This is a genomic window from Pseudomonas sp. (assembly GCF_048265905.1).
Classification (GTDB): domain Bacteria; phylum Pseudomonadota; class Gammaproteobacteria; order Pseudomonadales; family Pseudomonadaceae; genus Aquipseudomonas.
Genome location: NZ_JBLXAP010000005.1, coordinates 200,512 through 225,000, shown reverse-complemented (window position 1 = coordinate 225,000; position 24,489 = coordinate 200,512). Strand labels below are relative to the sequence as shown.

30 protein-coding genes are annotated in these 24,489 nt (G+C 55.0%); 9 read left to right on the top strand and 21 right to left on the bottom strand.

Features of this window, described 5'->3' with window-relative positions; translation table 11 throughout:
- The first annotated feature begins 1 nt into the window (after nt 1).
- From ACN0UH_RS09680 to ACN0UH_RS09670, 3 genes are all read left to right on the top strand, one after another.
- The gene (locus ACN0UH_RS09680) at nt 2–604 is read left to right on the top strand and encodes a DUF924 family protein (protein WP_417661863.1); all 603 of its coding nucleotides are present in this window, start codon (nt 2–4) and stop codon (nt 602–604) included.
- A 65-nt stretch (nt 605–669) separates the two neighbouring features.
- A complete protein-coding gene (gene bamE / locus ACN0UH_RS09675; protein ID WP_417661862.1) occupies nt 670–924 on the top strand; it encodes an outer membrane protein assembly factor BamE domain-containing protein in 255 nt (84 codons plus the stop codon).
- A gap of 7 nt (nt 925–931) precedes the next feature.
- Nucleotides 932–1,492, top strand: coding sequence for a lipocalin family protein (locus ACN0UH_RS09670; RefSeq protein ID WP_417661861.1), 561 nt, complete (start codon nt 932–934; stop codon nt 1,490–1,492).
- 31 nt (nt 1,493–1,523) lie between these two features.
- On the opposite strand, the gene ACN0UH_RS09665 is transcribed toward ACN0UH_RS09670, so the two are convergent.
- On the bottom strand, nt 1,524–1,958 hold the full coding sequence (locus ACN0UH_RS09665; protein WP_417661860.1) for a hypothetical protein: 435 nt from the start codon (nt 1,956–1,958) through the stop codon (nt 1,524–1,526).
- A gap of 89 nt (nt 1,959–2,047) precedes the next feature.
- Between ACN0UH_RS09665 and pip the strand changes: the two genes are divergently transcribed.
- Nucleotides 2,048–3,019, top strand: a complete 972-nt coding sequence (pip, locus tag ACN0UH_RS09660) for a prolyl aminopeptidase (RefSeq protein ID WP_417661859.1) — start codon at nt 2,048–2,050, stop codon at nt 3,017–3,019.
- Nucleotides 3,016–3,453: a D-aminoacyl-tRNA deacylase gene (gene dtd / locus ACN0UH_RS09655; RefSeq protein ID WP_417661858.1), complete on the top strand. Its 438-nt coding sequence runs from the start codon at nt 3,016–3,018 to the stop codon at nt 3,451–3,453. Before pip ends, dtd begins: the two co-directional genes overlap by 4 nt.
- 130 nt (nt 3,454–3,583) lie before the next feature.
- Here dtd and ACN0UH_RS09650 read toward each other — a convergent pair whose 3' ends face one another.
- Nucleotides 3,584–4,171 (bottom strand): 2-hydroxychromene-2-carboxylate isomerase, encoded by a 588-nt coding sequence (locus ACN0UH_RS09650; RefSeq protein ID WP_417661857.1) that lies wholly within the window; start codon nt 4,169–4,171, stop codon nt 3,584–3,586.
- A 35-nt stretch (nt 4,172–4,206) separates the two neighbouring features.
- Nucleotides 4,207–4,938: an SDR family oxidoreductase gene (locus ACN0UH_RS09645; protein ID WP_417661856.1), complete on the bottom strand. Its 732-nt coding sequence runs from the start codon at nt 4,936–4,938 to the stop codon at nt 4,207–4,209.
- A 103-nt stretch (nt 4,939–5,041) separates the two neighbouring features.
- Here ACN0UH_RS09645 and ACN0UH_RS09640 point away from each other — a divergent pair, with 103 nt between their 5' ends.
- Entirely contained in the window at nt 5,042–5,539 is a 498-nt protein-coding gene (locus tag ACN0UH_RS09640; protein ID WP_417661855.1) for a winged helix-turn-helix transcriptional regulator, read from the top strand.
- 6 nt (nt 5,540–5,545) lie between these two features.
- Here the strand turns inward: ACN0UH_RS09640 and ACN0UH_RS09635 are convergent, their stop codons facing one another.
- From ACN0UH_RS09635 to ubiE, 9 genes are all read right to left on the bottom strand, one after another.
- On the bottom strand, nt 5,546–6,253 hold the full coding sequence (locus tag ACN0UH_RS09635; RefSeq protein WP_417661854.1) for a 16S rRNA (uracil(1498)-N(3))-methyltransferase: 708 nt from the start codon (nt 6,251–6,253) through the stop codon (nt 5,546–5,548).
- Nucleotides 6,250–7,053, bottom strand: coding sequence for a twin-arginine translocase subunit TatC (tatC, locus tag ACN0UH_RS09630; protein ID WP_417661853.1), 804 nt, complete (start codon nt 7,051–7,053; stop codon nt 6,250–6,252). Before tatC ends, ACN0UH_RS09635 begins: the two co-directional genes overlap by 4 nt.
- A complete protein-coding gene (gene tatB / locus ACN0UH_RS09625; RefSeq protein ID WP_417661852.1) occupies nt 7,050–7,496 on the bottom strand; it encodes a Sec-independent protein translocase protein TatB in 447 nt (148 codons plus the stop codon). The genes tatC and tatB overlap by 4 nt, the downstream gene beginning before the upstream one ends.
- 131 nt (nt 7,497–7,627) lie before the next feature.
- On the bottom strand, nt 7,628–7,861 hold the full coding sequence (gene tatA / locus ACN0UH_RS09620) for a twin-arginine translocase TatA/TatE family subunit (protein WP_087518489.1): 234 nt from the start codon (nt 7,859–7,861) through the stop codon (nt 7,628–7,630).
- 26 nt (nt 7,862–7,887) lie between these two features.
- Nucleotides 7,888–8,220, bottom strand: a complete 333-nt coding sequence (locus ACN0UH_RS09615) for a phosphoribosyl-ATP diphosphatase (protein WP_417661851.1) — start codon at nt 8,218–8,220, stop codon at nt 7,888–7,890.
- Nucleotides 8,213–8,614, bottom strand: a complete 402-nt coding sequence (gene hisI / locus ACN0UH_RS09610; RefSeq protein WP_417661850.1) for a phosphoribosyl-AMP cyclohydrolase — start codon at nt 8,612–8,614, stop codon at nt 8,213–8,215. Before hisI ends, ACN0UH_RS09615 begins: the two co-directional genes overlap by 8 nt.
- Before the next feature lie 62 nt (nt 8,615–8,676).
- Nucleotides 8,677–10,266 (bottom strand): ubiquinone biosynthesis regulatory protein kinase UbiB, encoded by a 1,590-nt coding sequence (gene ubiB / locus ACN0UH_RS09605; RefSeq protein ID WP_417661849.1) that lies wholly within the window; start codon nt 10,264–10,266, stop codon nt 8,677–8,679.
- Nucleotides 10,263–10,880, bottom strand: coding sequence for a ubiquinone biosynthesis accessory factor UbiJ (locus ACN0UH_RS09600; protein ID WP_417661848.1), 618 nt, complete (start codon nt 10,878–10,880; stop codon nt 10,263–10,265). Before ACN0UH_RS09600 ends, ubiB begins: the two co-directional genes overlap by 4 nt.
- Nucleotides 10,880–11,650, bottom strand: a complete 771-nt coding sequence (gene ubiE, locus ACN0UH_RS09595; protein ID WP_087518484.1) for a bifunctional demethylmenaquinone methyltransferase/2-methoxy-6-polyprenyl-1,4-benzoquinol methylase UbiE — start codon at nt 11,648–11,650, stop codon at nt 10,880–10,882. Before ubiE ends, ACN0UH_RS09600 begins: the two co-directional genes overlap by 1 nt.
- A 144-nt stretch (nt 11,651–11,794) precedes the next feature.
- Here ubiE and ACN0UH_RS09590 point away from each other — a divergent pair, with 144 nt between their 5' ends.
- The 3 genes from ACN0UH_RS09590 (at nt 11,795) to ACN0UH_RS09580 (ending at nt 13,489) form a co-directional block, all read left to right on the top strand.
- On the top strand, nt 11,795–12,070 hold the full coding sequence (locus ACN0UH_RS09590) for a polyhydroxyalkanoic acid system family protein (protein ID WP_417661847.1): 276 nt from the start codon (nt 11,795–11,797) through the stop codon (nt 12,068–12,070).
- 122 nt (nt 12,071–12,192) lie between these two features.
- The gene (locus ACN0UH_RS09585) at nt 12,193–12,633 is read left to right on the top strand and encodes a phasin family protein (RefSeq protein WP_417661846.1); all 441 of its coding nucleotides are present in this window, start codon (nt 12,193–12,195) and stop codon (nt 12,631–12,633) included.
- Between the two features lie 10 nt (nt 12,634–12,643).
- Nucleotides 12,644–13,489 carry a phasin family protein gene (locus ACN0UH_RS09580; protein ID WP_417661845.1) on the top strand — a complete coding sequence of 282 codons (846 nt, stop codon included), beginning with the start codon at nt 12,644–12,646 and terminating at the stop codon, nt 13,487–13,489.
- Nucleotides 13,490–13,548: 59 nt separating this feature from the next.
- Here ACN0UH_RS09580 and ACN0UH_RS09575 read toward each other — a convergent pair whose 3' ends face one another.
- The 9 genes from ACN0UH_RS09575 to argS all read right to left on the bottom strand — a co-directional run bounded on the left by ACN0UH_RS09575 (nt 13,549) and on the right by argS (nt 24,466).
- A complete protein-coding gene (locus ACN0UH_RS09575; protein WP_087518480.1) occupies nt 13,549–14,163 on the bottom strand; it encodes a TetR/AcrR family transcriptional regulator in 615 nt (204 codons plus the stop codon).
- 112 nt (nt 14,164–14,275) lie between these two features.
- The gene (gene phaC / locus ACN0UH_RS09570) at nt 14,276–15,958 is read right to left on the bottom strand and encodes a class II poly(R)-hydroxyalkanoic acid synthase (RefSeq protein WP_417661844.1); all 1,683 of its coding nucleotides are present in this window, start codon (nt 15,956–15,958) and stop codon (nt 14,276–14,278) included.
- A gap of 268 nt (nt 15,959–16,226) precedes the next feature.
- On the bottom strand, nt 16,227–17,084 hold the full coding sequence (gene phaZ / locus ACN0UH_RS09565; RefSeq protein WP_417661843.1) for a poly(3-hydroxyalkanoate) depolymerase: 858 nt from the start codon (nt 17,082–17,084) through the stop codon (nt 16,227–16,229).
- A gap of 274 nt (nt 17,085–17,358) precedes the next feature.
- Nucleotides 17,359–19,038 (bottom strand): class II poly(R)-hydroxyalkanoic acid synthase, encoded by a 1,680-nt coding sequence (phaC, locus tag ACN0UH_RS09560; protein WP_417661842.1) that lies wholly within the window; start codon nt 19,036–19,038, stop codon nt 17,359–17,361.
- A 340-nt stretch (nt 19,039–19,378) separates the two neighbouring features.
- Nucleotides 19,379–19,753, bottom strand: a complete 375-nt coding sequence (locus ACN0UH_RS09555) for a gamma-butyrobetaine hydroxylase-like domain-containing protein (protein WP_087519201.1) — start codon at nt 19,751–19,753, stop codon at nt 19,379–19,381.
- Nucleotides 19,754–19,978: 225 nt separating this feature from the next.
- Entirely contained in the window at nt 19,979–21,319 is a 1,341-nt protein-coding gene (gene hslU / locus ACN0UH_RS09550) for an ATP-dependent protease ATPase subunit HslU (protein WP_417661841.1), read from the bottom strand.
- 31 nt (nt 21,320–21,350) lie between these two features.
- The gene (hslV, locus tag ACN0UH_RS09545; RefSeq protein ID WP_087518476.1) at nt 21,351–21,884 is read right to left on the bottom strand and encodes an ATP-dependent protease subunit HslV; all 534 of its coding nucleotides are present in this window, start codon (nt 21,882–21,884) and stop codon (nt 21,351–21,353) included.
- Between the two features lie 164 nt (nt 21,885–22,048).
- Nucleotides 22,049–22,726 carry an SPOR domain-containing protein gene (locus tag ACN0UH_RS09540; RefSeq protein WP_417661840.1) on the bottom strand — a complete coding sequence of 226 codons (678 nt, stop codon included), beginning with the start codon at nt 22,724–22,726 and terminating at the stop codon, nt 22,049–22,051.
- Entirely contained in the window at nt 22,727–24,466 is a 1,740-nt protein-coding gene (gene argS / locus ACN0UH_RS09535; RefSeq protein WP_417661839.1) for an arginine--tRNA ligase, read from the bottom strand. It abuts the gene before it with no gap.
- Between the last annotated feature and the right edge of the window lie 23 nt (nt 24,467–24,489).

Sequence of the window (24,489 nt, the reverse complement as noted above, 5' to 3'; positions counted from 1 at the left end):
CGTGAATCAGCCTTGGCAAGAATTGCTTGAGTGGTGGTTTGGTCCATCGACAAGTGCCGTTGAGGCTGCAGGTGCGCGCTCCAAGCTTTGGTTTGGTAAGCGTGACAGCCAAGATGCCGAGGCGCGAGAGCGCTTCGGTGACTGGGTTGAGCAGGCATTGGCGGGTCAGTTGCTTGAATGGCAAAGGCAGCCCGAGGGCTGGCTGGCACTGATTCTGTTGCTTGATCAATTGCCGCGAATGATCTTTCGTGATGATCCACGGGGGTATTCCGGTGATGCGCTTGCTCAGCAATATGTTCAAGCAGGCATTGCGCAAGGCTCTGACCTGCAATTAGCACCTATCCAGCGGGTGTTTATCTATCTGGTGCTGGAACACGCCGAAGACCTGCGCCTGCAGGATCAGGCGGTTGCTGCCTTCGCCGGGCTTCTTGACCAGGCTCCTCAGGCTGAACAAGCACTGTTTGCAGATTATCTTGATTACGCTGAGCGTCATCATCGAATTATCGCGCGCTTTCAACGCTTCCCGCATCGCAATAAGGTGCTAGGTCGTCCCTCGACGGAACAAGAACAGTTATTTTTGCAGGAACCCGGCTCGGGTTTCTGACGTCCTATGCGGCAGATGATGGACTATGCCAAGCTTGATTAACTAATAAATAGGGAGCTTTAGTTATGTCGCTGCGTAAATTCGCGTTGCTGTGTTTTTGTGTTGTGCTGGCTGCATGCAGCAAAGTCACACAGGAAAACTATTCCAAACTCAAAACCGGAATGACTAAAGCCGAGGTTGAAGCATTGCTCGGTGATCCAACTGATTGCGCGGGCGCCATGGGGTTGTCGAGCTGTACCTGGGGCGATAGAAAGCAATTTATCAGCGTTCAATACGCCGGCGACAAAGTCGTGATGTTTTCAGGTGAAGGCCTGAATTGAGGAAACTATGAAACGCATTCTTTTAGGGGTATGCGCCGCTGCAATGCTGGCGGGCTGCGCCAATTCTGGCACCGGAGCCGTGCCGCCCAAGACTGTAGACAAGGTTGATCTGGAGCGTTACCAGGGCACTTGGTATGAGCAGGCGCGTTTGCCGATGTTCTTCCAGCGCAACTGCAAGCAGTCCGAGGCGCATTACGCGCTGCAGGCTGACGGCAGTGTCAGCGTCATTAACAAATGCCGCGATGCCGAAGGGAAATGGCAGGAGGCCGTAGGCCAGGCGGTGCCTCAGGTTGAGGGCAAGACAGATAAACTCTGGGTGAGCTTCGATAACTGGTTTAGCGATCTCTTACCGGGCGTGGCCAAGGGTGATTACTGGGTTCTGTATCTGGATGATGACTACCAGCATGCGCTGGTTGGCAGCCCCAACCACAGCTACCTGTGGATCCTGTCACGCAGCACTGAGTTAAGCAAAGAGCAGCGCGACAAGCTGCTTGAAGTGGCGCATGACCGCGGTTATGACACCGAGGATTTGATCTGGCGCACGCCTGCAGAGATGCCAAAACAATAAGCACAATGCGCCCGCCGCAACATCGGGCGCGTTATTGCCAGTTCAGTCGTGCCAACTTCCAGGTATCGCCTTCAAGCCACCATTCAAGTTTGACTGCGTAATGACGCGCGCTATCCGGGATCAAGCCTTCAGCTCCGGTCAGGGCCACTTGGGCTTCGGTGTAGCCTTTAGAGCTGTAAGTTGGATCGATTCGACTGTCTTTGCTCAGGGCCATGACTTTGACGTTCTTGTAACGCAGAAACAATAAAGTCATGGTGCGCTTGGCCCAGTCGTGATCAAACTGCTGCTGGGCGGCGAATTCAGGGTGTAATTGGTCCAGCACCGCGCTGGTTTTTTTCGCTTCAAGGTTGTCCTGTAGTTGCTGTACAGCGTTGTCTAGTGCAGCCTGTGGGCTATCTTTGGCGCCACAACCTGAGAGCAGGGCGAAACCCAGCAGTAGCGGTAAAGCAAATAGTTTTACTGACATACGCGATGCCTACTCCATGGTTATGATGCTCGGCAGAAAGATCGTTACCAGTGCCGATGACACTGTAAAAAATATTTCAGGAGCTAACCATGCAAACGTTGTATCCGGAGATTAAACCCTACGCCCGCCATGAGCTGGCAGTGGATGCGCCGCATGTGCTTTATGTGGATGAAAGCGGATCGCCGGATGGTTTGCCTGTAGTGTTTATTCATGGCGGTCCGGGTGCTGGGTGTGATGCACTGAGCCGGCGCTTTTTTGACCCAAACTTGTACCGCATTGTCACCTTCGACCAGCGCGGTTGCGGGCGCTCAACCCCGCACGCAAGCGTGGAGAACAACACCACCTGGGATCTAGTCGCTGACCTCGAAGTTATTCGCCAGCATTTGGGTATCGACAAGTGGGTGGTATTCGGTGGCTCGTGGGGCTCGACTCTCGGTTTGGCTTATGCTCAAGCGCATCCCGAGCGAGTCCACGCTTTAATTTTGCGCGGGATATTCCTCTGCCGTCCGCAAGAGCTGCAGTGGTTCTATCAGGAAGGTGCCAGCCGCCTGTTTCCGGATTACTGGCAGGATTACGTTGCGCCGATTCCGCAGGAGGAGCGTGGCGACCTTGTTCGCGCATTTCACAAGCGCCTGACCGGTAATGATCAGATCGCCCAGATGCATGCGGCTAAGGCATGGTCTGCCTGGGAAGGTCGCACCGCGACACTGCGACCAAACCCGCAAGTGGTAGACCGCTTTTGCGACTCGCATAGAGCCTTATCAATCGCTCGCATCGAGTGCCATTACTTCGTTAACAATGGCTTCCTTGAGCCCGACCAGCTGATCCGCGACATGCACAAAATTGCCCATCTGCCCGGCGTAATTGTGCACGGCCGCTATGATGTGATCTGCCCGCTGGACAACGCTTGGGAGCTGCACCAGAACTGGCCAAACAGTGAGCTGCAGATCATCCGCGACGCTGGCCACGCAGCAGCTGAAGTCGGAATTACCGATGCATTGGTCCGCGCAACAGATCAGGTTGCACGACGTATCCTTGATTTGGCGCCGGATGAAGCATGAAGGCACTCATTCAACGGGTAAGCAGTGCGCAAGTCACGGTTGAGGACGAAGTAGTTGGCGCGATTGGACAAGGCTTGCTGGTGCTCGTCGGTGTAGAGCCGCACGATACGCCCGCGAGTGTCAGCAAAATGCTGCACAAACTGCTCAAGTACCGAGTCTTTAGCGATGCCGATGGCAAGATGAACTGCTCGGTGAGTGATGTCGCTGGCGGTTTGCTGCTGGTGTCTCAGTTCACCTTGGCCGCGGATACCAAAAGCGGCCTGCGTCCAAGCTTCTCCACCGCTGCGCCACCTGCATTGGCGACTGAGCTGTTTGATCTGTTGCTCGAGCAAGCACACCGCCAGCACCCGGTTGTCGCCACCGGGCGCTTTGGTGCCGATATGCAAGTGCAGTTGACCAATGATGGGCCAGTGACCTTCCTGCTTGAGACATAAGCTTTGGCAAGCAGGGTGTGACAACGCCTAGCTTGCTCACCGAAATAGCCACAGAGTTTGCCCAGCTTGCGAATGCCAAAGTGCCAGATCCAAAGGCGTTGCCCATCTTCGGGCAGCGCACTGAAAGGTGCTAGCGCGCCAACGCCTCGGCGACAAAGTCGAGGCGGTCCTGGCCAAAGTGCAGCTCGCCGTCGACAAAAAAGCTCGGTGCGCCAAATACGCCGCGCTTGACGGCTTCCTCGGTATTGGCTTTCAAGCGCTCCTTGACCGCCTCGTCTGCTACCAGTCGTGCGAACTCTTCAGGATCGAAGCCTGCTGCTGTGAGCACTTCTGCAATTTGTTGTGGATCGGCCAGGTTCTTGGCGTCTACCCACATCGCTTCGAATATGACTTTGACAAACAGCTCAAAGCGCTCGTCATCGAGATAACCGGCTGCGCCACGCATCAAGGTCAGGGTATTGATCGGGAAGTTTGGGTTAAACCTCATGGGTACGCTGTAGCGTTTGGCGAAGCGGCCAAGGTCATGCAGCATATAGCGACCTTTGGCTGGGATTTGCACTGGGGAAAAATTGCCAGTGGCTTTGAATACACCGCCCAGCAGCATGGGGCGCCAGTTAATTTGTGCGCCCGCATTGCCTGCAATCTTTGGCAGTTGGGTCCAGGCCAGATAGCTGGCGGGGCTGCCAAAGTCGAAGAAAAACTCAACCTGTTTACTCATCGGGTAACTCCTGTCGTTTTGCTGTGCGCGCGGCTTTAAAAGGTTTCCATCCACGGACGTAAATCCAGTTCATGTGTCCAGCTGTCGCGTGGCTGGCAATGCAGTTGCCAATAGCTGTCGGCGATGTGTTCGGGGTTTAGAATGCCGTCTTGCTCTTTGCGGGCGTAGTGTTCCGGGAAGTTCTCCCGAATAAATGCAGTGTCGATGGCACCGTCGATTATTGGGTGGGCTACATGGATACCTTGTGGCCCAAGCTCGCGGGCCATGCTCTGAGCCAATGCGCGCAAGGCAAATTTAGCCCCAGCGAAAGCGCAAAATCCTTTGCCGCCGCGTAACGAAGCCGTCGCGCCGGTGAAGATGATGGTGCCTTGTCCGCGTGGCAGCATCACTTTGGCTGCTTCACGGCCCGTCAGGAAACCGGCTAGCGTGGCCATCTCCCAAACCTTGCGGTAAACGCGCTCTGTGGTTTCGGTGATTGAGAAACTCACATTGGCGCCGATGTTGAAGATCACCGCATGCAACGGACCGATTTCACGCTCAATCGTGGTGAACATCTCAATCACTTGTTCTTCAATGCGGGCGTCACAGCCGAACGCCCGAGCAGTGCCGCCCGCCTGCTCAATGCTCTCGACCAAGGGCTGAAGTTTTTCCGCGTTGCGCCGGGCCACGCAAGCGACGTAGCCCTCACGGGCAAATCGTTTCGCGATCTCGCTACCGGTCGCGTCGCCAGCGCCTACTATCAAAACTGCTTTGCGTTGAGTTGTCATAGTTATTCTGCCTCAGGGTTCTGTTTTGGAACTTGCCTAAATAGTCAGTTCCATTTTAGAACCTGTCAAGCTATTCTTAACGCCAGATTGGTGGAGGCAATGCATGCGCTGGGAAGAACTTGATCAACAACCGTGCTCCTTGGCCCGCACCTTATCGGTGGTCGGCGACCGCTGGACGCTGCTGGTGCTGCGTGAATGTTTTATGGGCATTCGCCGTTTTGACGACTTTGAGCAGCGCCTTGGCGTGACGCGGCATCTATTGTCTGACCGTTTAAAGAAGCTGGTTGAAGCGCAGGTGTTGAGCAAACAGGCCTATCAACAGCGGCCTGTACGCGAGGAGTATCGGCTAACAGCTAAAGGGCGCGATCTGTATCCAGCCATCATGGCGCTGGTGCGTTGGGGCGATGTGCACATGAGTGAGGAGGGTGAAGCGCCAATTCGCCATCGTCATACGAGTTGCGGCGAGCAGATGCACGGTTTGATGGTCTGTTCACACTGTGCTGAGCCATTGCTGCCGCAGGATGTGCAATTGGAGGAGTCGCCCAAATATCGCGGCAAGCTGCTGCCTGCGCATTGGTCAGTGCGTACGGTTGGCGATTAGCACGTCCTAAAAGAGGCGGGCTAGCAGGGCGGTAACGGCTGTCTCGACGCGCAGGATGCGCTCGCCGACTTGAACCGGTTCCAGACCGGCCTCTTGCAGTTTTTCGACCTCATAAGGGATCCAGCCGCCTTCCGGGCCGATGGCGAGCGTTACCGGGCGCTCAATCGCACGCGGGCACGCGGGGTACTCACCGGGATGAGCGACCAGGCCCAGGCTGTCGCCAACCATCTGCGCCAGATGATCTTCAACAAAGGGTTTGAAGCGTTTTTCGATACTGATCTCCGGCAGCACTGTATCGCGGGATTGTTCCAGCCCCAGAATCAGTTGCTCACGAATCGCCTCTGGTTGCAGAAAGGGTGTCTGCCAGAAGCTTTTTTCTACCCGGTAGCTGTTGAGCAGCACCACGCGGGCAACGCCCATTGAACTGATGGTTTGCAGCACGCGGCGGAGCATTTTCGGGCGCGGCAGTGCCAGCAGCAAGGTAAGGGGCAGTTTTGTTGGCGGCGCTTGATCAAGTTCGAACTGGATATGCGCCTGCTGTGCATCCATCTGCAGAATCTGCGCATTACCCATCAGTCCATTGATGCGACCGACACGTAAGCTGTCTCCAGCTTCGGCGCGATGCACTTCCTGCATGTGCTTTAGCCGCCGACCGCTGAGGATAGCTTGGTCGGCGCTAATGCAATCGCTGTCTTCTAGCAGCAGCAGGTTCACGGCTTGGTAGCAGGCGGCTGGTCGGCTTTATCGCTCTCGGCTGCCTCTGCTTCATTGGCTTCCTGTTCTTCACGGCGTTTGACCATTGCGCCGCAGAGTAAGCCTGCTTCAAACAGCATCCACATCGGTACGGCGAGCAAGGTCTGCGAGAAAATGTCGGGTGGCGTCAGGACCATGCCGATTGCAAAACAGCCAACCACAACGTAGGGCCGGCCTTTGCGCAGGGTCGGGACGTCAACGATACCCACCCAGATCAGTAGAAACGTTGCCACTGGAATCTCGAAGGCTACGCCGAAGGCGAAGAACAGGGTCAACACAAAGTCGAGGTATTGGCCGATGTCCGTCATCATTTCGACCCCTTCCGGGGTGACGCTGGCGAAGAAGCCGAACATGATTGGGAAGACCACGAAGTAGGCGAACGCCATGCCGCCGTAGAACAGCAGGATGCTGGAGATCAGCAAGGGCACGGCAATACGCTTTTCATGCTTGTACAGGCCGGGCGCGATAAAGCCCCAGATCTGATGCAGGATCACCGGAATCGCCAGAAACAGCGCAACCATCAGGGTCAGTTTGAACGGTGTCAGAAACGGTGAGGCCACCCCGGTTGCGATCATCGTCGCGCCCGCTGGCAGATAAGTGCGAAGCGGCGCCGCTACCAGTGCATAGATGTCTTGCGAGAAGTAAAACAGGCCAGCAAACAGGACAAATATTGCCAATACGCAGCGTAGCAGGCGAGTGCGCAGTTCAGTCAGGTGCGAGACGAGTGGCATTTCGTCGTCGTGTTCAGGTAAACGGCTCATGGTTGTTGGGCTTTATCCTGGCTGGCTGAAGTGCTTGGCTCTGTTGCTGCGGGCGGAGTTTCGCTCGGCAGGCTTGGCTCGGGCGCTACGCTCGGGGTCTCGCCAAAGGGTGCTTGAGCCGCGTCGCTTGGCTCAACGGCAGCGGTCGTTTGCGGCGTTTCGGCGACCGGTTTGTCTGAGCTTTTGCCTGGGGCGAGAATGTCGTTCTTCATCGCCTTCATTTCGCGCTCAAGCTCGAGAATCTGCTCATTGTGCAATTGGCGGCGAATTTCATCCGCGCCAATTTCTCGCTCAACGTCAGCTTTGATTGCGTTGAAGCTGCGTTTGATCCGGCCAATCCATAAGCCTGCTGTACGTACTGCGCCCGGCAAACGCTCGGGACCGAGCACGACCAGCGCAACTAGTCCGCACAAAAGCAGTTCAGTGAAACCGATATCAAACATGAGAGCTGACTCTTTGGACCTGTAACACAGGACCTGCTGGAGAGCGGGAGAGCAGCCAGCAGATGCTACGCATTAATGCTGCGCGGCATCCGGGCGGGCCGTTTGGATCAAGCGAGCTGACTACAGCAGGCTTAGTCTTTCTTGGTTGGGTCTTCAACCTTGCGCGCCTGAGCGTCAAAGGTCTGGCCTTTTTCGTCCTCAACCGGCGGTTTGTCCGCGTCTTCATTACCCATCGACTTGCGGAACCCTTTGATTGCATCGCCGAGGTCAGAACCGACGCCTTTCAAGCGCTTGGTGCCGAACAGCATGACCACGATCAGCAGGATAATCAGAAGCTGCCAAATGCTAATTCCACCGAAACCCATGATGTTTACTCCGATTTAAATAAGATTCAGGACTCTGAACGAGCAGCTTTTTCTGCGTGTCCAGACAATCCAAAGCGTCGATCCAATTCGTCCAGCACAGCTTGAGGATGTTGCCCAAGGGCGGCAAGCATAACCATGCTGTGAAACCACAGATCGGCTGTTTCGTAAATTACGTCGCTGCAATCGCCACTGGTTGCAGCATCCTTCGCGGCGAGAATGGTTTCAACTGATTCTTCGCCGACTTTCTCTAAAATCTTGTTCAAGCCCTTGTGATACAGGCTCGCCACATAGGAGGAATCCGCCGCTGCGCCTTTGCGCGACTCAAGTACTTCAGCCAGGCGGGTCAGGGTATCAGTCATGGCTGTGTCCTTCGGCATAGATTGCTTTTGGGTCTTTGATCACTGCGTCGACTGTTTTCCATGCGCCGTTTTCAAATACGCGATAGAAGCAGCTTTCCCGTCCAGTATGGCAAGCGATTCCGCCGAGTTGCTCGACTTTGAGGATGATCACATCGGCATCGCAATCCAGACGCAGCTCGTGGAGCTTTTGTACGTGCCCGGATTCTTCGCCTTTGCGCCACAGTTTCCCACGCGAGCGTGACCAGTAAATGGCGCGGTTTTCACTGGCTGTCAGCGCCAATGCTTCACGGTTCATCCAGGCCATCATCAGCACTCGGCCAGTTTGGTGATCCTGAGCAATTGCCGGAATCAAGCCATCGTTGTTCCAGTTTATTTCATCAAGCCAATCGTTCATTACAGATTCCGCCCAATTCGGGCTTTTCGAGTCTCTAGTTTGCCAGTACCGCTCGGGCGTGGCTATCGGCGCAGCACCAGATAAATACCCGCGACGAGCATTGTCCAGATCGGCCATGCTATCAGGTCAAGCAGCAAGCCCTGGCTAACCGCGCCTGCAATCAACGCACCGCCGAGCAGGCGGGCTGGCCAGATTGAGTACCTTGGCTCAACAGTTTTAACCCTAAGTTCTTGCTGGTTGAGTTTTTCCAGGGTATCGCGGGCCATCTGCGACAGGTGCGGCACCTGCTCTGCTTGTTGTTGCAGGTTGCGCAACAAATGCAGCGGGCTGATTCGCTCACGCATCCAGCGCTCCAGAAATGGCTGGGCGGTGCTCCACAAGTCAAGGTCTGGGTAAAGCTGACGACCAAGCCCTTCAATGTTGAGCAAGGTCTTCTGCAGTAGTACCAACTGCGGCTGGACCTCCATATTGAAGCGTCGTGCCGTCTGGAACAGACGCATCAGCAACTGTCCGAAGGAAATATCCTTGAGTGGTCGCTCGAAGATTGGCTCGCAGACGGTGCGAATTGCCGCCTCGAAATCATTGACCTTGGTTTGCGCCGGCACCCAGCCCGAGTCGATGTGCAGTTGCGCAACGCGGCGATAGTCGCGTTTGAAGAATGCGAGCAGGTTGCGCGCCAGATAGTCCTGATCTTCTGGGGTCAGACTGCCAATGATGCCGCAATCGATGGCGATGTACTTCGGGTTCCAGGGTTGGCTGGTGCTGACGAAGATATTGCCGGGGTGCATGTCAGCATGGAAAAAGCTGTGGTCGAACACCTGGGTAAAGAAAATTTCAACGCCGCGCTCGGCCAGCAGTTTCATGTCGGTGCGTTGATCCGCCAATGTCGCCAGATCGGTCACAGGGATGCCGTATATGCGCTCCATGACCAGCACTTTCGGGCGGCAATAATCCCAGTAGATTTGCGGTACATAAAGTAGCGGCGAACCTTCAAAGTTGCGGCGCAGCTGACTCGCATTCGCGGCTTCGCGCAGCAGATCCAGTTCGTCGTAAATAGTTTTCTCGTAATCGCTGACCACCTCAACCGGACGCAGGCGGCGGGCATCTGCAGAGGCTTTTTCGGCAATCTTGGCGATGATGAACAACCAGGCGATATCCTGGCGAATCACTGGTTTAAGGCCGGGGCGGATGACTTTGATCACCACTTCTTCGCCGGTTTTCAGCCGTGCTGCGTGAACCTGAGCAACTGACGCCGAGGCCAGTGGTTGCGGGTCGAAGCGGGCAAAGGTGTCGGCAACTTTGGCACCGAGTTGTTCTTCGATAAGCGCCAGTGAGTGCGCAGGGTCGAACGGTGGCACCTGATCTTGCAGCTTGCTCAGCTCGTCGGCGACGTCGAGCGGCATCAAGTCACGACGGGTGGAGAGCAGTTGGCCAAATTTGATGAAAATTGGCCCGAGTTCTTCAAGCGATAAGCGTAAGCGCTCACCGCGGCTTAGACCCAAGTCTTTGCGCGGTAACCAGCGCCATGGCAGGGCATAACTGAGCGCGCGCAGCCACAGCGGCAACGGTAAGGCAAAGAGTAAGTCATCAAGCTGGTAGCGGATGATTACACGCAGAATTCGAAACAAGCGACGTACGGCGAGCAGCTTCATTCTTTGGGCTTATTACGTTGGGCGAGACGTTCGATGCGGGCATCGAGACGGTCGAGGGCTAACTTGAGGTCATCCAGTTCAGTGAAGCGCGCATTGGCTTCACGTTGGCCAACCAAGGTGCGTGACTCTTCGCTGAGATAATCGGCGAGGTTTAAACGCAGGGTGTCCAGTGTTTGTGTTGTCCAATTGGCGCGGCTGCGCAGATGGCTACCGAGTAACTGGCTGCCGACCGGACCTAGCCAGCGCGACAGTTCGTATTCCCAGTCCAGTTCCAGGTCTTGGAGTATGGCGGCGAAGTCGAGCAGCACCGCGCTATCGCCTTCGAGCTCAACTTCCGGACTGTGCAGCACCGCTGTCTTATCGCGGCTGGTGGCCAGGCGAATCAAACTGGATGCGGGTGCACGTAACCGGCAATCAACGTCACCTTCCCAATGGGCGGCAAGCATCAGACCTTCACCGTCGGGCATGATGAACAGGCTTAATGCTGGCGCCTGACAGTCAATTGCAATCACCTTGCCAGCCAGAGACTCAAGACGCGGCAGCGCAGTGCTATCCAGTGCCAGCACCCGGTTGAGGCCGGTTTCAACGCCAGCCAGTAGCCCGCTCAGCAGCATCAGGGCTTGATACCCCGGTGCAGCGCGACGATACCACCGGTCATGTTGTGGTACGTGGTGCGCTCAAAACCGGCATCGACCATCATCGCCTTCAGCGTATCTTGATCGGGATGCATGCGGATCGACTCAGCCAGATAGCGGTAGCTTTCTGAATCATTGGTTATCAGCTTGCCCATCAGCGGCATAAAGGTGAATGAGTAACGATCGTAGATTTTCGAGAGCATGGCGCTCGATGGCTTGGAGAACTCCAGAATCAACAAGCGCCCACCCGGCTTGAGCACCCGCAACATCGAACGCAGAGCGTCCTCTTTATGGGTCACGTTGCGCAGGCCAAAGGCGATGGTCACGCAGTCAAAGTGGTTGTCCGGGAATGGCAGTTTTTCGGCATCCGCCTGAACAAATTTGACGTTGCCAGCAACGCCGCGATCAAGCAGGCGGTCACGGCCGACTTTAAGCATCGAATCGTTGATGTCCGCCAGGACCACTTCGCCAGTCGGGCCCACCAAGCGTGAGAACTGGCGTGTGAGATCGCCAGTGCCGCCCGCGATGTCGAGCACCTTGTTGCCGACACGAACGCCGGACAGTTCAATGGTAAAGCGCTTCCACAGGCGGTGCATACCGCCAGAAAGCAGGTCATTCATGACGTCGTATTTTGCTGCCACCGAGTGGAACACTTCTGCGACTTTTTCAGCCTTTTGGCTTTCCGGCACGTCTTTAAAGCCAAAGTGTGTGGTCGGTTCGCTGTCGCTGTTCTTGCGCGGATCGTTCATGTTGCGCTCACTTGAATCATAGTGAGCGCCATTCTAAACCCGCGACGTGGCTTATGTCTTGGCATGCGCTGCATGGCCGCGAGCAGAGTGACCAATTGGCCTGCTATAGTCAGGCCAATTAGGGTCACAGCCACGAGGAAACCAATGGCTAAAATTGACATTCAACGGCCTCATTCACTGGGCCGCGATGGGGCCCGTGAGAAGGCTGAGTATCTTGCAGAGCGCTTATCCAACGAATATGGCGTGCGTTATCAATGGAAGGGTGATGTGCTCGAATTCAAGCGCAGCGGCGCTGACGGTCGAATTGAGGTTGGCGAAGATCAGGTCCGCGTGCAGCTTAGCCTTGGTTTAATGCTCTCGGCATTGAGCGGTACGATCAAACGCGAGATTGAGCAGGTGCTGGATAAACATCTCGCCTAGCGCTTTGGGGTTGCGCATTAATTGCAGCTCTTAGTATGTAGTTTCTAATTTTCATCGATATGGTGTGTCTCAAGCCTGCACTTTGTGGGCGTTTCCTCTAAATATTATGAGTGAGGTGCACCATGTCAAAAGTTGCTATCAAAAAGAAAGTTGTTGTCGAAGACAGCGCCACAGTGCTGACCGACGCCAAAATCTATGCGCGTAAAATCTGGCTTGCTGGTTTGGGCGCATACGCCAAAGCCGGTCAGGAAGGCGTTGAGTATTTGAAAGAGCTGATCAAGACCGGTGAAGGTGTTGAGCGCAAAGGCAAAAAAATTGTTGATGAACAAGTTGATGCGGCTAACAGTCAGATCGACAGCGTGAAAAGCAATGTGCGCAGCAATGTCAGCAGTGTTAAAGGCAAAGTTGAATTGCAACTCGACAAAATCGAGAAGGCGTTCGACACTCGTGTTGCCTCCGCTCTGAACCGTATTGGTATTCCGTCAAAGCAGGACATCGATGTTCTCTCTGCTAAGCTGGATGAGCTGAGTGCTTTGCTTGATCACGTCTCGCGTACCAAATAAGGAGAGTCGGATGGCTGTTAAAAAGAAAGTCGAAAAAGAAGCTAGTTCGTGGATCGGCGGCGTAGAGCGTTACTCACGTCAAATTTGGCTGGCCGGTTTGGGCGCCTACTCCAAAGTCAGCAAGGACGGCACTAAGCTGTTCGATACGCTGGTCAAGGATGGCGAGAAAGCTGAGAAGCAAGCCAAGACCGAAGTCGACAAACAAGTGGGTGCTGCTAAATCTTCCGTTGACTCACGTGTAGGTTCTGCCAAGTCGAAAGTCGACGAAGTACGTGGCAGGGCAATCGGCAAGTGGGGTGAGTTGGAAGAAGCTTTTGACAAGCGTTTGAACAATGCTATTTCGCGTCTTGGTGTTCCGAGTCGCAATGAAGTGAAAGCGCTTAATGCAAAAGTTGAAAGCCTGACCAAGCAAATCGAAAAGCTCACCGGCGTTTCGGTTAAGTCGGTTAAGCCTGCGGCCAAACCTGCGCCTAAAACCGTGGCTAAGCCAGCACCAAAAGCAGCGGCTAAACCTGCGGCGAAAAAGCCAGTCGCCAAGGCGGCAGCAGCCAAACCTGCGGCAAAAGCTGTGGCTAAGCCTGCTGCAAAACCTGCAGTTAAAGCAGCGGCGAAACCAGCAGCTAAGCCTGCGGTTAAACCAGCTGCAAAACCTGCTGCTAAGCCGGTTGCCAAACCAGCAGCAAAGAAGCCAGCAGTGCGCAAGCCAGCGGCTAAGCCAACTGCCAAACCAACTGCAGCTAAACCAACTGCAGCTAAGCCCGCTGCTCCAGCTACACCGGCCACACCGGCCACACCTGCTACGCCAGCAACGGCCACACCGGCAGCAACTCCAGCGACGCCTACTACACAGTCGTAAGCGTTTAGCGGTTAAACAAAAAGCCCGGCATTTGTGCCGGGCTTTTTGCTATCTGCGAATTAGTTTTCCAGGTAGCGCTGGGCAAGGTGCTCGGCGGCAAACCGTGACTCGGCGTTCAAGTGCGGTGCAACCAGCATCATGACTTGGTAGACCACTAAACGGCTTTCGCCTTCATTGCCGACGATGCGTTGGTAGTCGAGTGAGAACAGCAGAGTCAGGGTTATCTGCTCAACAAGTTGGCCAAGGGATTGGGTGTCGCTAAGCAGTTGATCTTCAGCTTTGAGCCGCCCAAGCAAGGCTGCTAGCGTGCGTTTTAGCGCGTTAAGCCAGTGGCGCATGCCGCGGGCGATTTTGGGCAGGCGCCCTGTCAGATTGGATAAATCCTGGAATAGAAAACGGTAGTTGGCCATGCGCTCGACAATCAAGTGCAGGAACAGCCAGTAATCCTCAACATCCAGTTGTGCGTCTTCAGGCGGGTCAAGCAAAGGTGCAAGTTCAGCTTGAAAGCGCTCAAAGAGCTCGTTGATTAAAGGTTCTTTTCCGTGGAAATGGTAATACAGGTTGCCTGGGCTAATGCCAAGCTCGTTAGCGATTTCAAGGGTTGAAACATTGGGCTCGCCCTCTTGGTTGAACAACATCAGGGCGCATTCGAGAATCCGTTCACGAGTTTTCATGCTGGTTTCTTATTGTTGATGCTCATGGCCTCAAGATAACTGTGTCACGCGGTTTCGGCCAGTAGCAGGTTGTGCTCGCATTGCGAGTTGCCTAGGTGCGCCAGGAAACTCCCTAGCGCACATGCACGTAATTACCGGGAGCCTCTGCCAACAGTGGATGGTTCTGATCACCAATGGCCATGATGGTCTCGCGTTGAGTGCCCGAGCGCGCTTGAATCCACTCCAGCCATAGAGGCCACCAACTGCCTTGCTGGTTTTTTGCGTCGTAATACCAGGCGCGAGGGGCCGAGGTGAGTTTGGGGTTCTCGAAGAAGTTGGCTTTAGGATTGCCTGGCGGGTTGAGAATGCTTTGGATGTGTCCGCTGTTCGACAAAATAAAGCGCCGGTCGCCACCGAGCAGCAAGGTCGAGCGGTAGACAGCATCCCACGGGGTAATGTGATCATTGATCCCCGCGACGTTGAAGCTGTCGACGTTGACCTTCTGCATATCAATCGGTGTGCCGCAAATCTCCAGGGCGCCGGCCCGGGTCAACGGGTTGTACTTGAAAAATTCGATCAAATCGCCATGCAGCGCTGCTGGCAGGCGCGTGTTGTCGTTATTCCAGTAAAGGATGTCGAAGGCGGGCGGTAACTTGCCCATCAAGTAGTTATTGACCCAGTAATTCCAGATCAAGTCATTGGGCCGCATCCAGGCAAATACCTTGGCCATGTCGCGTCCGTCGAGTACGCCTTGTTGATAGGAGCGTCGCTTGGCAGCTTCAAGGGTTTTCTCGTCGGCAAACAGCATCGCCGGGCTTTCGATCTGGCTGTCGAGCAGGCTGACCATATAGGTTGAGCTGGAGATTTTTCGCAGTTGGCGTTTAGCCTGCAAATGCCCTTGCAGCGCGGCAATGGTCAAGCCGCCAGCACAGGCACCGAGTAGGTTAACGTCTTTGCTGCCGGTAATGGCGCGGCAGGCATCAAGCGCCTCTTCAAGTGCTTGCACATAACTTGAAAGGCCCCACTCGCGATGTTGTGGGTCAGGGTTGCGCCAGCTGACAACAAAGGTTTGCAGGTTGTTTTTCAGGGCGTACTGGATGAAGCTCTTCTCAGGTGACAGGTCAAAAATATAGAACTTGTTGATCTGCGGCGGCACGATAAGCAGTGGTTTGGCGTATTGCTTTTCGCTCATCGGTTTGTACTGGATCAATTCCAGCATTTCGTTGCGAAACACCACTGCGCCGGGTGTTGTCGCCAGGTTCCGACCGACTTCAAATGCATGCTTGCTGACTTGGCTGGGCATCCCGCCATTGTTCAGCAAGTCATCAAGTAGGTGGTTGAGCCCTTTGAAAACGCTGCTGCCGCCACTGTTGAAAAGTTCTTTCAAGGCCAGTGGATTGAGCAGGCTGTTGGACGGTGACAGCGCATCGCTCAACAACGACGAGACAAAGCGAGCGCGTGTGCGGTCATCGGCCGACAGCGTGCTTTCATCTATCCAGCTATTTAGCTGTTTTTGCCATGCCAGATAGGCTTGCAAGCTGCGGCGGTAGAAGGGGTTGAGGTGCCAGGTCGGATCACTGAAACGGCTATCGTGTGGGTTGACCTTGTGCGGTGTATCGCCCACCAGCACGCGACCTAGTTGACCGCCAAACGCCAGCAAATGCTTGGCGCTGTGTACTGGCTGTTTAAGTCCTTGCAGCGCTAGAACACGGAATGTAGAGATAACATCGCGCCCGCGAAGGCCAGAAATAACGTTTTGCGCATTCATGGCTCTGGCTGAGCTTGGCAAGCTGCTTTTGCTAATCTTATCAGGCATGAAATAACACTCCGTCGTTATTACGCTGCGAACCCTTGTACGCATGTTTTTGGCTTTGGGGCTGGTCGTGCGCAGCTTTAAGCACCAGGTGCATGCAGGTCAGGACTCATTGTTTTGTGTTGCGCAGCAAGGCTTGTACCAATGTGGCTAAACCTGCATTGCAGAGCCTGCGAGGCTTTCTGGCGGAAAATACCAAGCCCTTAAATGAGTCGACTATAGGGCGCAAGCACTACAAGAGTGCGACAGTCATGTGACTGTCGCGGCGAGGTTAATGGGTTGAGGCCGCGACCGGGACGGGGTGCATAACCGCGCGTTGGCGCTCTTCATCAAGGAACTTCATGATGATTGGCGCCACGGTTTCAGCACGGGTCACGAGAAACAGGTGGCCGTCATCAATCACATGCAGCTCCGCATTTGGAATACGCCAAGCCAGCAGCCGCATATTGATCAACGGAATAATCGGGTCGTCATCACCGGCCAGTACCAGTGTTGGTTGGCGAATCTTGTGCAGCCAGTGAATGCTGGTCCAACCCAAGCCTGCGAACAGTTGCCAGTAGTAACCGACCTTGCCCGATGAACGCACTTTACTGGCATGGGCCATGGCCAGTTTTGGGTCACGACGAAATGCACCGCCGTAGATGATTGGCGCAATTTGTACGCCGTATGAGGGCTGGATATAGCGACGAGGACTGGCCATGCGCAGCAATACTTTAGGTTTTCCCGGCACCATCACTGCGCCCGCTGCGGTCGCTGCCAAAACTAGTTTTTTGCAGCGTTCGGGGTAGTCGTGAGCAAACTGCTGGGCTAACGCACCCCCCCAGGATACGCCGATGACATTGACCTGACCATAATCGAGGTAGTCGAGCATCCGCGCGGCCAGTTTGGCGAGTCCGGGAAAGCGATATGGCGTGCTGGGTGTTGAGGAACCACCAACTCCGGGCACATCGAAGGCGATGACTTCGAGTTCGGGGTCGAGTGCTTTAACAAACGGCATGACCAGCTCAAGGTTGGCGCCGATGCCGTTGAAGATCAGCAGCGGCGCTATCTTGCTATTACCGGGGCGAACCGCGGTACGGATTGTCTGGCCATCCAGTTCGATGGTGCGAAATACAAATGGTAGCGACATACGCATAGCCCTATCAGTTAAACCGTCTGCAGGACGGTTCTGGCTGTATTCATAGCCACCAGATCATTCTGGTCCGCTGAGTTTAAATGAGCAGCGCTGTCTAGCGCTGCGGGCATCAGTGCGCAGTTAGGGAACCACTGAAAAACTACTGCGCTAGATATTACGGCGTTAAAAAACTGCTCAAAATGCTCATTTAGGCTAACTAAACTCCGCTTTTTCGCATTTTTTTGCCTTGTACTATCGTCGCTCGCTACTTTTTTCAGAGGTCCCATAGTTAACGTTCGTGTACATAGGTGCCCGGTGCGGCTTCACCCGCTGGGTATTTTTTATTGCCAAGCTGGGCTTTTGTCGGTTTGGTCTTGCCTGAGCGTTCAGCTAACCATTGTTGCCAGTGCAGCCACCAGGAGTCAGTGTGTTTGGTGGCGCTTGCCTGCCAGTCTTTGGCGTCATCCGGCATTTCGGTATTGGTCATGTAGCGTGACTTGGGATTGCCAGGCGGGTTGAGAATGCTCTGGATGTGGCCACTGCTCGAAAGTACAAACTCACAATTGCCGCCAAATAACTTGGCTGACTTGTAGCAAGACTCCCAAGGCGTGATGTGGTCAGCGCTACCGGCGACGCAAAACAGGTCACTTTTGACCTGCTTGAGATCAATCGGCGTGCCGCAGACTTCAAGCGCGCCAGCGCGTGTCAGCGGATTGGTGACGAACATATCAATGAACTCGCCATGCAAGGCTGCTGGCAAGCGTGTGGTGTCATTGTTCCAGTACAGGATATCGAAAACTGGCGGCTCATTACCCAACAGATAGTTGTTGACCCAGTAATTCCAGATCAAGTCATTGGGCCGCATCCAGGCAAATACCTTGGCCATGTCGCTGCCCTCAAGCACGCCAGCTTGGTATGAGCGACGTTTTGCGGCCTCCAGGGTTTTTTCATCGGCGAACAGCGCGACCTGAGAATCTAGCTGGGTGTCGAGCACACTCACCAGTAAGGTCAGGGCATGGACTTTCTGCTCGCCCAATGCGGCGTAATGGCCGAGTAACGAGGTGGTGGTCAAGCCGCCAGAGCAGGCGCCAAGCATGTTGATATCTTTACTGCCGGTAATGGCGCTGACCACATCAATCGCTTCTTTAAGCGCTTCGATATAGGTGCTCAGGCCCCACTCGCGCTGGGCTTTAGTCGGGTTGCGCCAACTGACGACGAAGGTCTGCACGCCGTTGCGCAAAAGAAACAACGCAACGCTTTTTTCTGTCGACAAGTCGAATACATAGAACTTGTTGATTTGCGGCGGAACGACCAGCAGTGGCCGCTCGTGAACTTGCTCGGTGACGGGTGAGTACTGAATCAGCTCGAGCAAGTCATTGCGAAAGACCACCGCGCCTTCCGTGGTGGCAAGATTTTTACCGACCTCGAAGGCAGACATATTAACTTGGCTGGGCATGCCACCGTTATTGACGATGTCTTTGGCGAGATGGGAGAGACCGTCGAGCAGGCTTTTGCCGCCGGTCTCAAAGAAACGTTTGACCGCCATTGGGTTTGCCAGCGTGTTGCTTGGCGCCATGGCTTCAGTCATGAGGTTGACCACGAAATGGCCGCGGCTGGCATCCTGTGGCGATAAGGTGCTTTCGTCGATCCAGTGGTGCAGTTCTTTGCGCCACGCCAAATAGGTTTGCAGGTAGCGTTTGTAGAGCGGGTTCTGGCTCCAGGCTGGGTCGCTGAAGCGGCGGTCCGTGGGGTCGGCCTGTAGTTCAGACTGGCCAAACATAACGTTCTTTAGCTCAAGGCCAAAGTGCGCGGCATGCTTGGCGCTGTGTAAGGGTTGTTTGAGCGCAAGGGACAGGACCATCCGCGCCGATGTGAGCAGGTCTTTACCTCGGATTCCAACAACGGGATTGAGCCCAAGGGTGTTCTCTGAAGCTTGATGCTTCAGCGCATCATTATTTTTATCAACCATTTGACGCTCCATTGTCCTAAGACACCTACCTCAATTGCATTATGCGCGTGGACATAATGAAGAGCTTGGCATGACTCGGGTTACCGTATGCAATCAACATGACGACTGTATGCCGCTGGATGCTCCAGATGCAGGTAACTTGCCAGTTACTTGGTTACCCGAGTTTTTACGTTTGCGCAAGACACACGTGCACTGCTTTGGGTGAAAAGCAGTATGCCTTCAGAGATTAGAAAATGCGTTCTAACTGTGCAGTAATAGTTGACTGCGGGCGCTGGAATGACAGATTTGGTGCGCGGCATCGCGATATAGAGCATGCCGCAGAAAATTGTACCCCGAGGACTTACTGCATGAGCCGCACAATCGACTCGTTGGGGTCGCGTGACTTGCCAGCGGCTTGCAGCTCGGCGAGGTAGTCTGACCAGAGCTGATCCTGACGAGTGGCGAGCTGGTAAAGGTAGTCCCAGCTGAAAAGGCCGCTGTCATGGCCGTCATCGAAGCACAATTTTAGTGCGTAATTGCCAGCGGGTTCGATACTACTCAAGCCAACGTTAATCTTACCGGTTTGCAGGATTGGATTGCCGTGTCCCTGCACCTCAGCAGAAGGCGAATGGACGCGTAAAAACTCGGCAGACAAGGTGTAGCTGTCCTCGGCGTATTTCAGCGTCAGGGTTTTCGATGCTTTGTGCAGTTCGATTGCGCTGGGGATTTTCGCCATGGTCATTGCTTACGCCTTGCATAGGTTAAAAGCAGTCATTGGTATTGCGTAGGGTGCGACTGCGTAGGGTGTGACAACGCGAAGCTTGTCCACCATTTGCTCAAGATCAAAACATCCAAGTGTTAGTAACTTGCTCAACTGTCTGCTGGCAAAAGGGTGGATTAAAACATCCTACAGTCTAGCCAGTTTGGTGGGCAAAAAAGCATTACCCACCCTACGCCATAGTCAGAGAATATAGCGCGACAGATCTTCGTCTTCGGCCAATTCGCCCAAGTGGCTGTTGACGTAAGCTGCATCGATCTGGATTGGCTTGCCAGTATGCTCGGCAGCCATATCGCCAGCGCTGAACGACACTTCCTCAAGCAGGCGCTCAAGCAAGGTGTGCAGGCGACGTGCACCAATATTTTCGGTCTTTTCGTTGACCTGCCAGGCAATCTCAGCAATACGCTTAATGCCATCGCCGACAAACTCTATGCCCAGCCCTTCGGTGTTAAGCAGCGCTGCGTATTGCTCGGTCAGCGAAGCGTGCGGTTCGGTGAGAATTCGCTCGAAGTCTTCTGGGCTCAAGGCTTTCAGTTCGACCCGAATTGGCAGGCGACCCTGCAGCTCTGGCACCAGATCGCTCGGCTTGCTCAGATGGAAGGCGCCGGAGGCAATAAACAGGATGTGGTCGGTTTTGACCATGCCCAGTTTAGTGTTGACGGTGCAGCCTTCGATCAGTGGTAGCAAGTCACGTTGCACGCCTTCACGCGATACATCAGCACCGCCGGTGTTGCCACGCTTGGCGACTTTGTCGATTTCGTCGATAAAAACAATACCGTGCTGCTCAACGGCTTCCAGGGCGCGAGTCTTGAGCTCTTCTTCATTAACCAGGCGCGCCGCTTCTTCGTCGCGAACCATCTTCAAGGCATCTTTAACTTTGAGCTTACGGCTCTTGGTTTTGCCTTTACCCATGTTCGAGAACAGATTTTGCAGCTGGTTGGTCATTTCTTCCATGCCCGGAGGGGTCATGATTTCGATGCCAGCTGGGCTGTCTGCAACTTCGATTTCGATTTCTTTGTCATCCAGCTCGCCTTCACGCAAACGCTTGCGGAACAGCTGACGAGTGTTGGAATCAGTGGCTGGAGCGGCTTCTTCTTGGAAACCCGTGCGCGCAGGCGGCAGCAGGGCATCAAGGATGCGATCTTCGGCAGCATCTTCGGCGCGATGGCGCACTCGGATGATCTCTTGCTCGCGGAGCATTTTCAGGGCGGCATCTGCCAGATCGCGAATGATCGACTCAACATCGCGGCCGACGTAACCCACTTCGGTGAACTTGGTTGCTTCGACCTTAAGGAATGGCGCGTTGGCCAGCTTAGCCAGACGTCGGGCGATTTCGGTTTTACCGACCCCGGTCGGGCCAATCATCAAGATGTTCTTGGGCGTAACTTCTGCACGCAACTCAGCAGGCAGCTGCATACGTCTCCAGCGGTTGCGCAGAGCAATCGCAACGGCGCGCTTGGCGTCGTCTTGGCCAATAATATGGCGATTCAGTTCGTGGACAATTTCACGGGGTGTCATGGACATGGATAAGGGCTCCGAATGGCGCTCAGGCGGTTTAAATCGCCGAGTCCAGTTCCTCGATAGTCAAATTCTGATTGGTGAATACACAAATTGAGGCGGCGATATTGAGTGCGCTTTCGGCCACTTCGCGGGCGCTCATGTCTTCGGTGTTTTGCAGCAAAGCGATTGCCGCGGCTTGGGCAAACCCACCGCCAGAACCCATGGCGATCAAGCCGTGCTCGGGTTCAACCACATCGCCGTTGCCCGTAATAATCAGCGAAGCATCTTTGTTAGCGACCGCGAGCATGGCTTCGAGGCGGCTCAGTGAGCGGTCGGTACGCCAGTCTTTCGCCAGCTCAACAGCGGCGCGGACCAAATGGCCCTGATGCTTTTCAAGTTTGCCTTCAAAACGTTCAAACAGGGTGAAGGCGTCTGCAGTTGCGCCAGCAAAACCTGCGAGTACTTGGCCGTGGTACAGGCGGCGAACTTTTTTCGCGTTGCCTTTCATCACGGTGTTGCCCAAAGAAACCTGGCCATCGCCGCCCATGACGACTTTGCCGTGGCGGCGCACTGATACGATTGTGGTCAAGGGGTGAGTCTCCACGCTGCGGGGCGAAAATGCCCAATGTAGAAACAAATGGGGGGGCGAATCGTGCTTTTCAACCGAAGCGCACAGATTTTCGTCTTAACGGCTGCTGAGGGCGTAACAGAAAATTGCTGACCGGCTCAGCTTGAGCCGGTCATGGATAGGGCTTAGTTCGCTTGACGCTGCTGTAACAGCAGGTTGCTGAAGCCGTTGGCAGCCAAGGTCTTTTGCGACTGCGACAATTGTTCGCGGGTCGAGAACGGCCCCACTAAAACCCTGTGCCAGGTTTCGTCTTTGACGGTGCCAGCCTCTACCCGTACGCTCTGGCCGAGCAGTGTGATTTGCGCGCGCACGCTTTCAGCATCGTCTTTACGCCGGAACGAGCCAGCCTGCAGGAAGAACTGAGTGGTTACCGGCGCAACTTGTGCGACCACCGCAGGCGGTGGCGGCGGCGTTTCACCTCGCAGTGCCGCTTCAGCACGGGCTGCGTCGATCTTGGCCGCTTCTGCTGGTGTGACCGGTTTTTGCTCAGGCTTGCTTTGTGGCAAGGCTTCGGGCGGCACAATGACTTCTGACTCGGGTAGCAAGGTGTAGAAGTCGTACTTGGGCTTTGTCTGCTCAGGTTTGGTTGTCGGCTTAGCCTGTTTTGCCTGTGCATTGCGCGCCTGCTCGGCACGGTCGCGTTGCACCTCGCCACTGCCGGGCTTGAGGTTCATCAGCAACATCACAAACACGCCAATCGCCAGGCCACAGGCGAGCCAGATCCATCCCGGGACAGGTTTTTTAGCAGGTGCTTTATAGCGACTGGCTCCGCGTTTGGGAGCCGGTTTTTTACGGGCTGCCACTTACATGCGCTCCAATGTTTCCAGGCCGAGCAATTGCAGACCTTGCTTGAGTGTGCGCCCGCTCAACGCAGCCAGACGCAGGCGGCTTTGCTGAGTTTCAGGGCTTTCGGCGTTGATGATCGGGCAGTGTTCGTAGAAGCTTGAGAACAGGCCGGCAACATCGTAAAGGTAGGTGCAGAGAATATGTGGAGTGCCTTTTTCGGCGACGCTGTTGAGCACCTCGCCAAACTGGGCCAGCTTGCCTGCTAAATCGATTTCTTGTGGCGCTTGGAGGTCCAAGGCGCCGTTGATCTCATCGAAAGACTTGCCTAGTTTGCGCAGTACGCTGGCGACCCGGGTGTAGGCGTAGAGCAAATAGGGTGCGGTGTTGCCTTCAAAGCTGAGCATCAATTCGAAGTTGAAGCTGTAATCGCTGGTGCGATGCTTTGACAGGTCTGCGTATTTGACTGCGCCAATACCGACGGCATGCGCAATAGCGCGCAAATCATCTTCAGCGGTGTCCGGGTTTTTCGTTTTGACCAGTTGGTAGGCGCGTTCTTCCGCCTCATCAAGCAGGTCGATCAGTTTTACCGTGCCGCCATCGCGGGTTTTGAATGGACGCCCGTCTGCGCCGTTCATTGTGCCGAAACCCATGTGTTCGAGTTGCATGTCTTTGGCGACAAACTCAGCGCGCCGCGCCACCTCAAATGCCATCTGGAAATGCAGCGCTTGGCGTTGGTCGACAAAGTATAAGGCGCGATCGGCTTTCAGCGTCTGGCTGCGATAACGCATGGCCGCAAGGTCGGTGGTTGAATACAGATAACCGCCACCGGCTTTCTGCACAATCACTGGCAGGGGATTGCCTTCAGCATTTTTGAATTCGTCGAGGAACACGCATTTGGCGCCTTCACTTTCACTGAGCAAGCCCTTGCTTTGCAGGTCAGCGACTACATTGGCCAGGTCGTCGTTGTAGGCGCTTTCGCCGCGTACATCAGCTGGCGTCAGTTTGACGTTGAGGCGGTCATAGGCTTTCTGGCAGTGGCTCAGCGAGATTTCATTGAAGCGGTGCCACAAGCGCATGCACTCAGGCTCACCGGCTTGCAGTTGAACCACCAGCTCGCGAGCGCGATTGGCGAAGTCTTCTGACTCATCAAAACGCTTTTTCGCGGCGCGGTAGAACACTTCGAGGTCAGCCAGTTCGCTTTTTGCAGCCTCAGGGTTTTCTTCCATGTAGGCCAGCAACATGCCGAACTGAGTGCCCCAGTCGCCCACGTGATTTTGACGGATGACTTCGTCGCCAAGAAACTCAAGCACCCGAGCAACCGCGTCACCAATGATGGTCGAGCGCAGGTGGCCGACGTGCATTTCTTTGGCCAGATTCGGTGACGACAGGTCGACAACAACTCGTTGTGTTGCACCGGCCTTGCGTACATTCAGGTGCGAGTCTGCCAGTGCGGCCTCAAGGCGCTGAGCCAGCGCGGCGTTGTTCTGATAAAAATTGAGAAAACCGGGGCCGGCGATCTCGACCTTGGTGATTTGCGGGTCTGCAGGGAGTGCAGCAACCAGCTTTTCAGCGAGATCACGTGGTTTCATCCGCGCAGGCTTGGCCAGCATCATGGCGATGTTGCTGGCGAAGTCACCGTTGCTCTTGTCTCGGGTGTTCTCCACCTGAATCGTCGGGGTCAAGCCTTCAGGCAGCACGCCTTCAGCGATAAGGGCGGTCAGGGCTTGTTGGATCAGGTGGCGAATGCTGTCTTTCATGGTCTGCTCTGTCGGCCGATCTG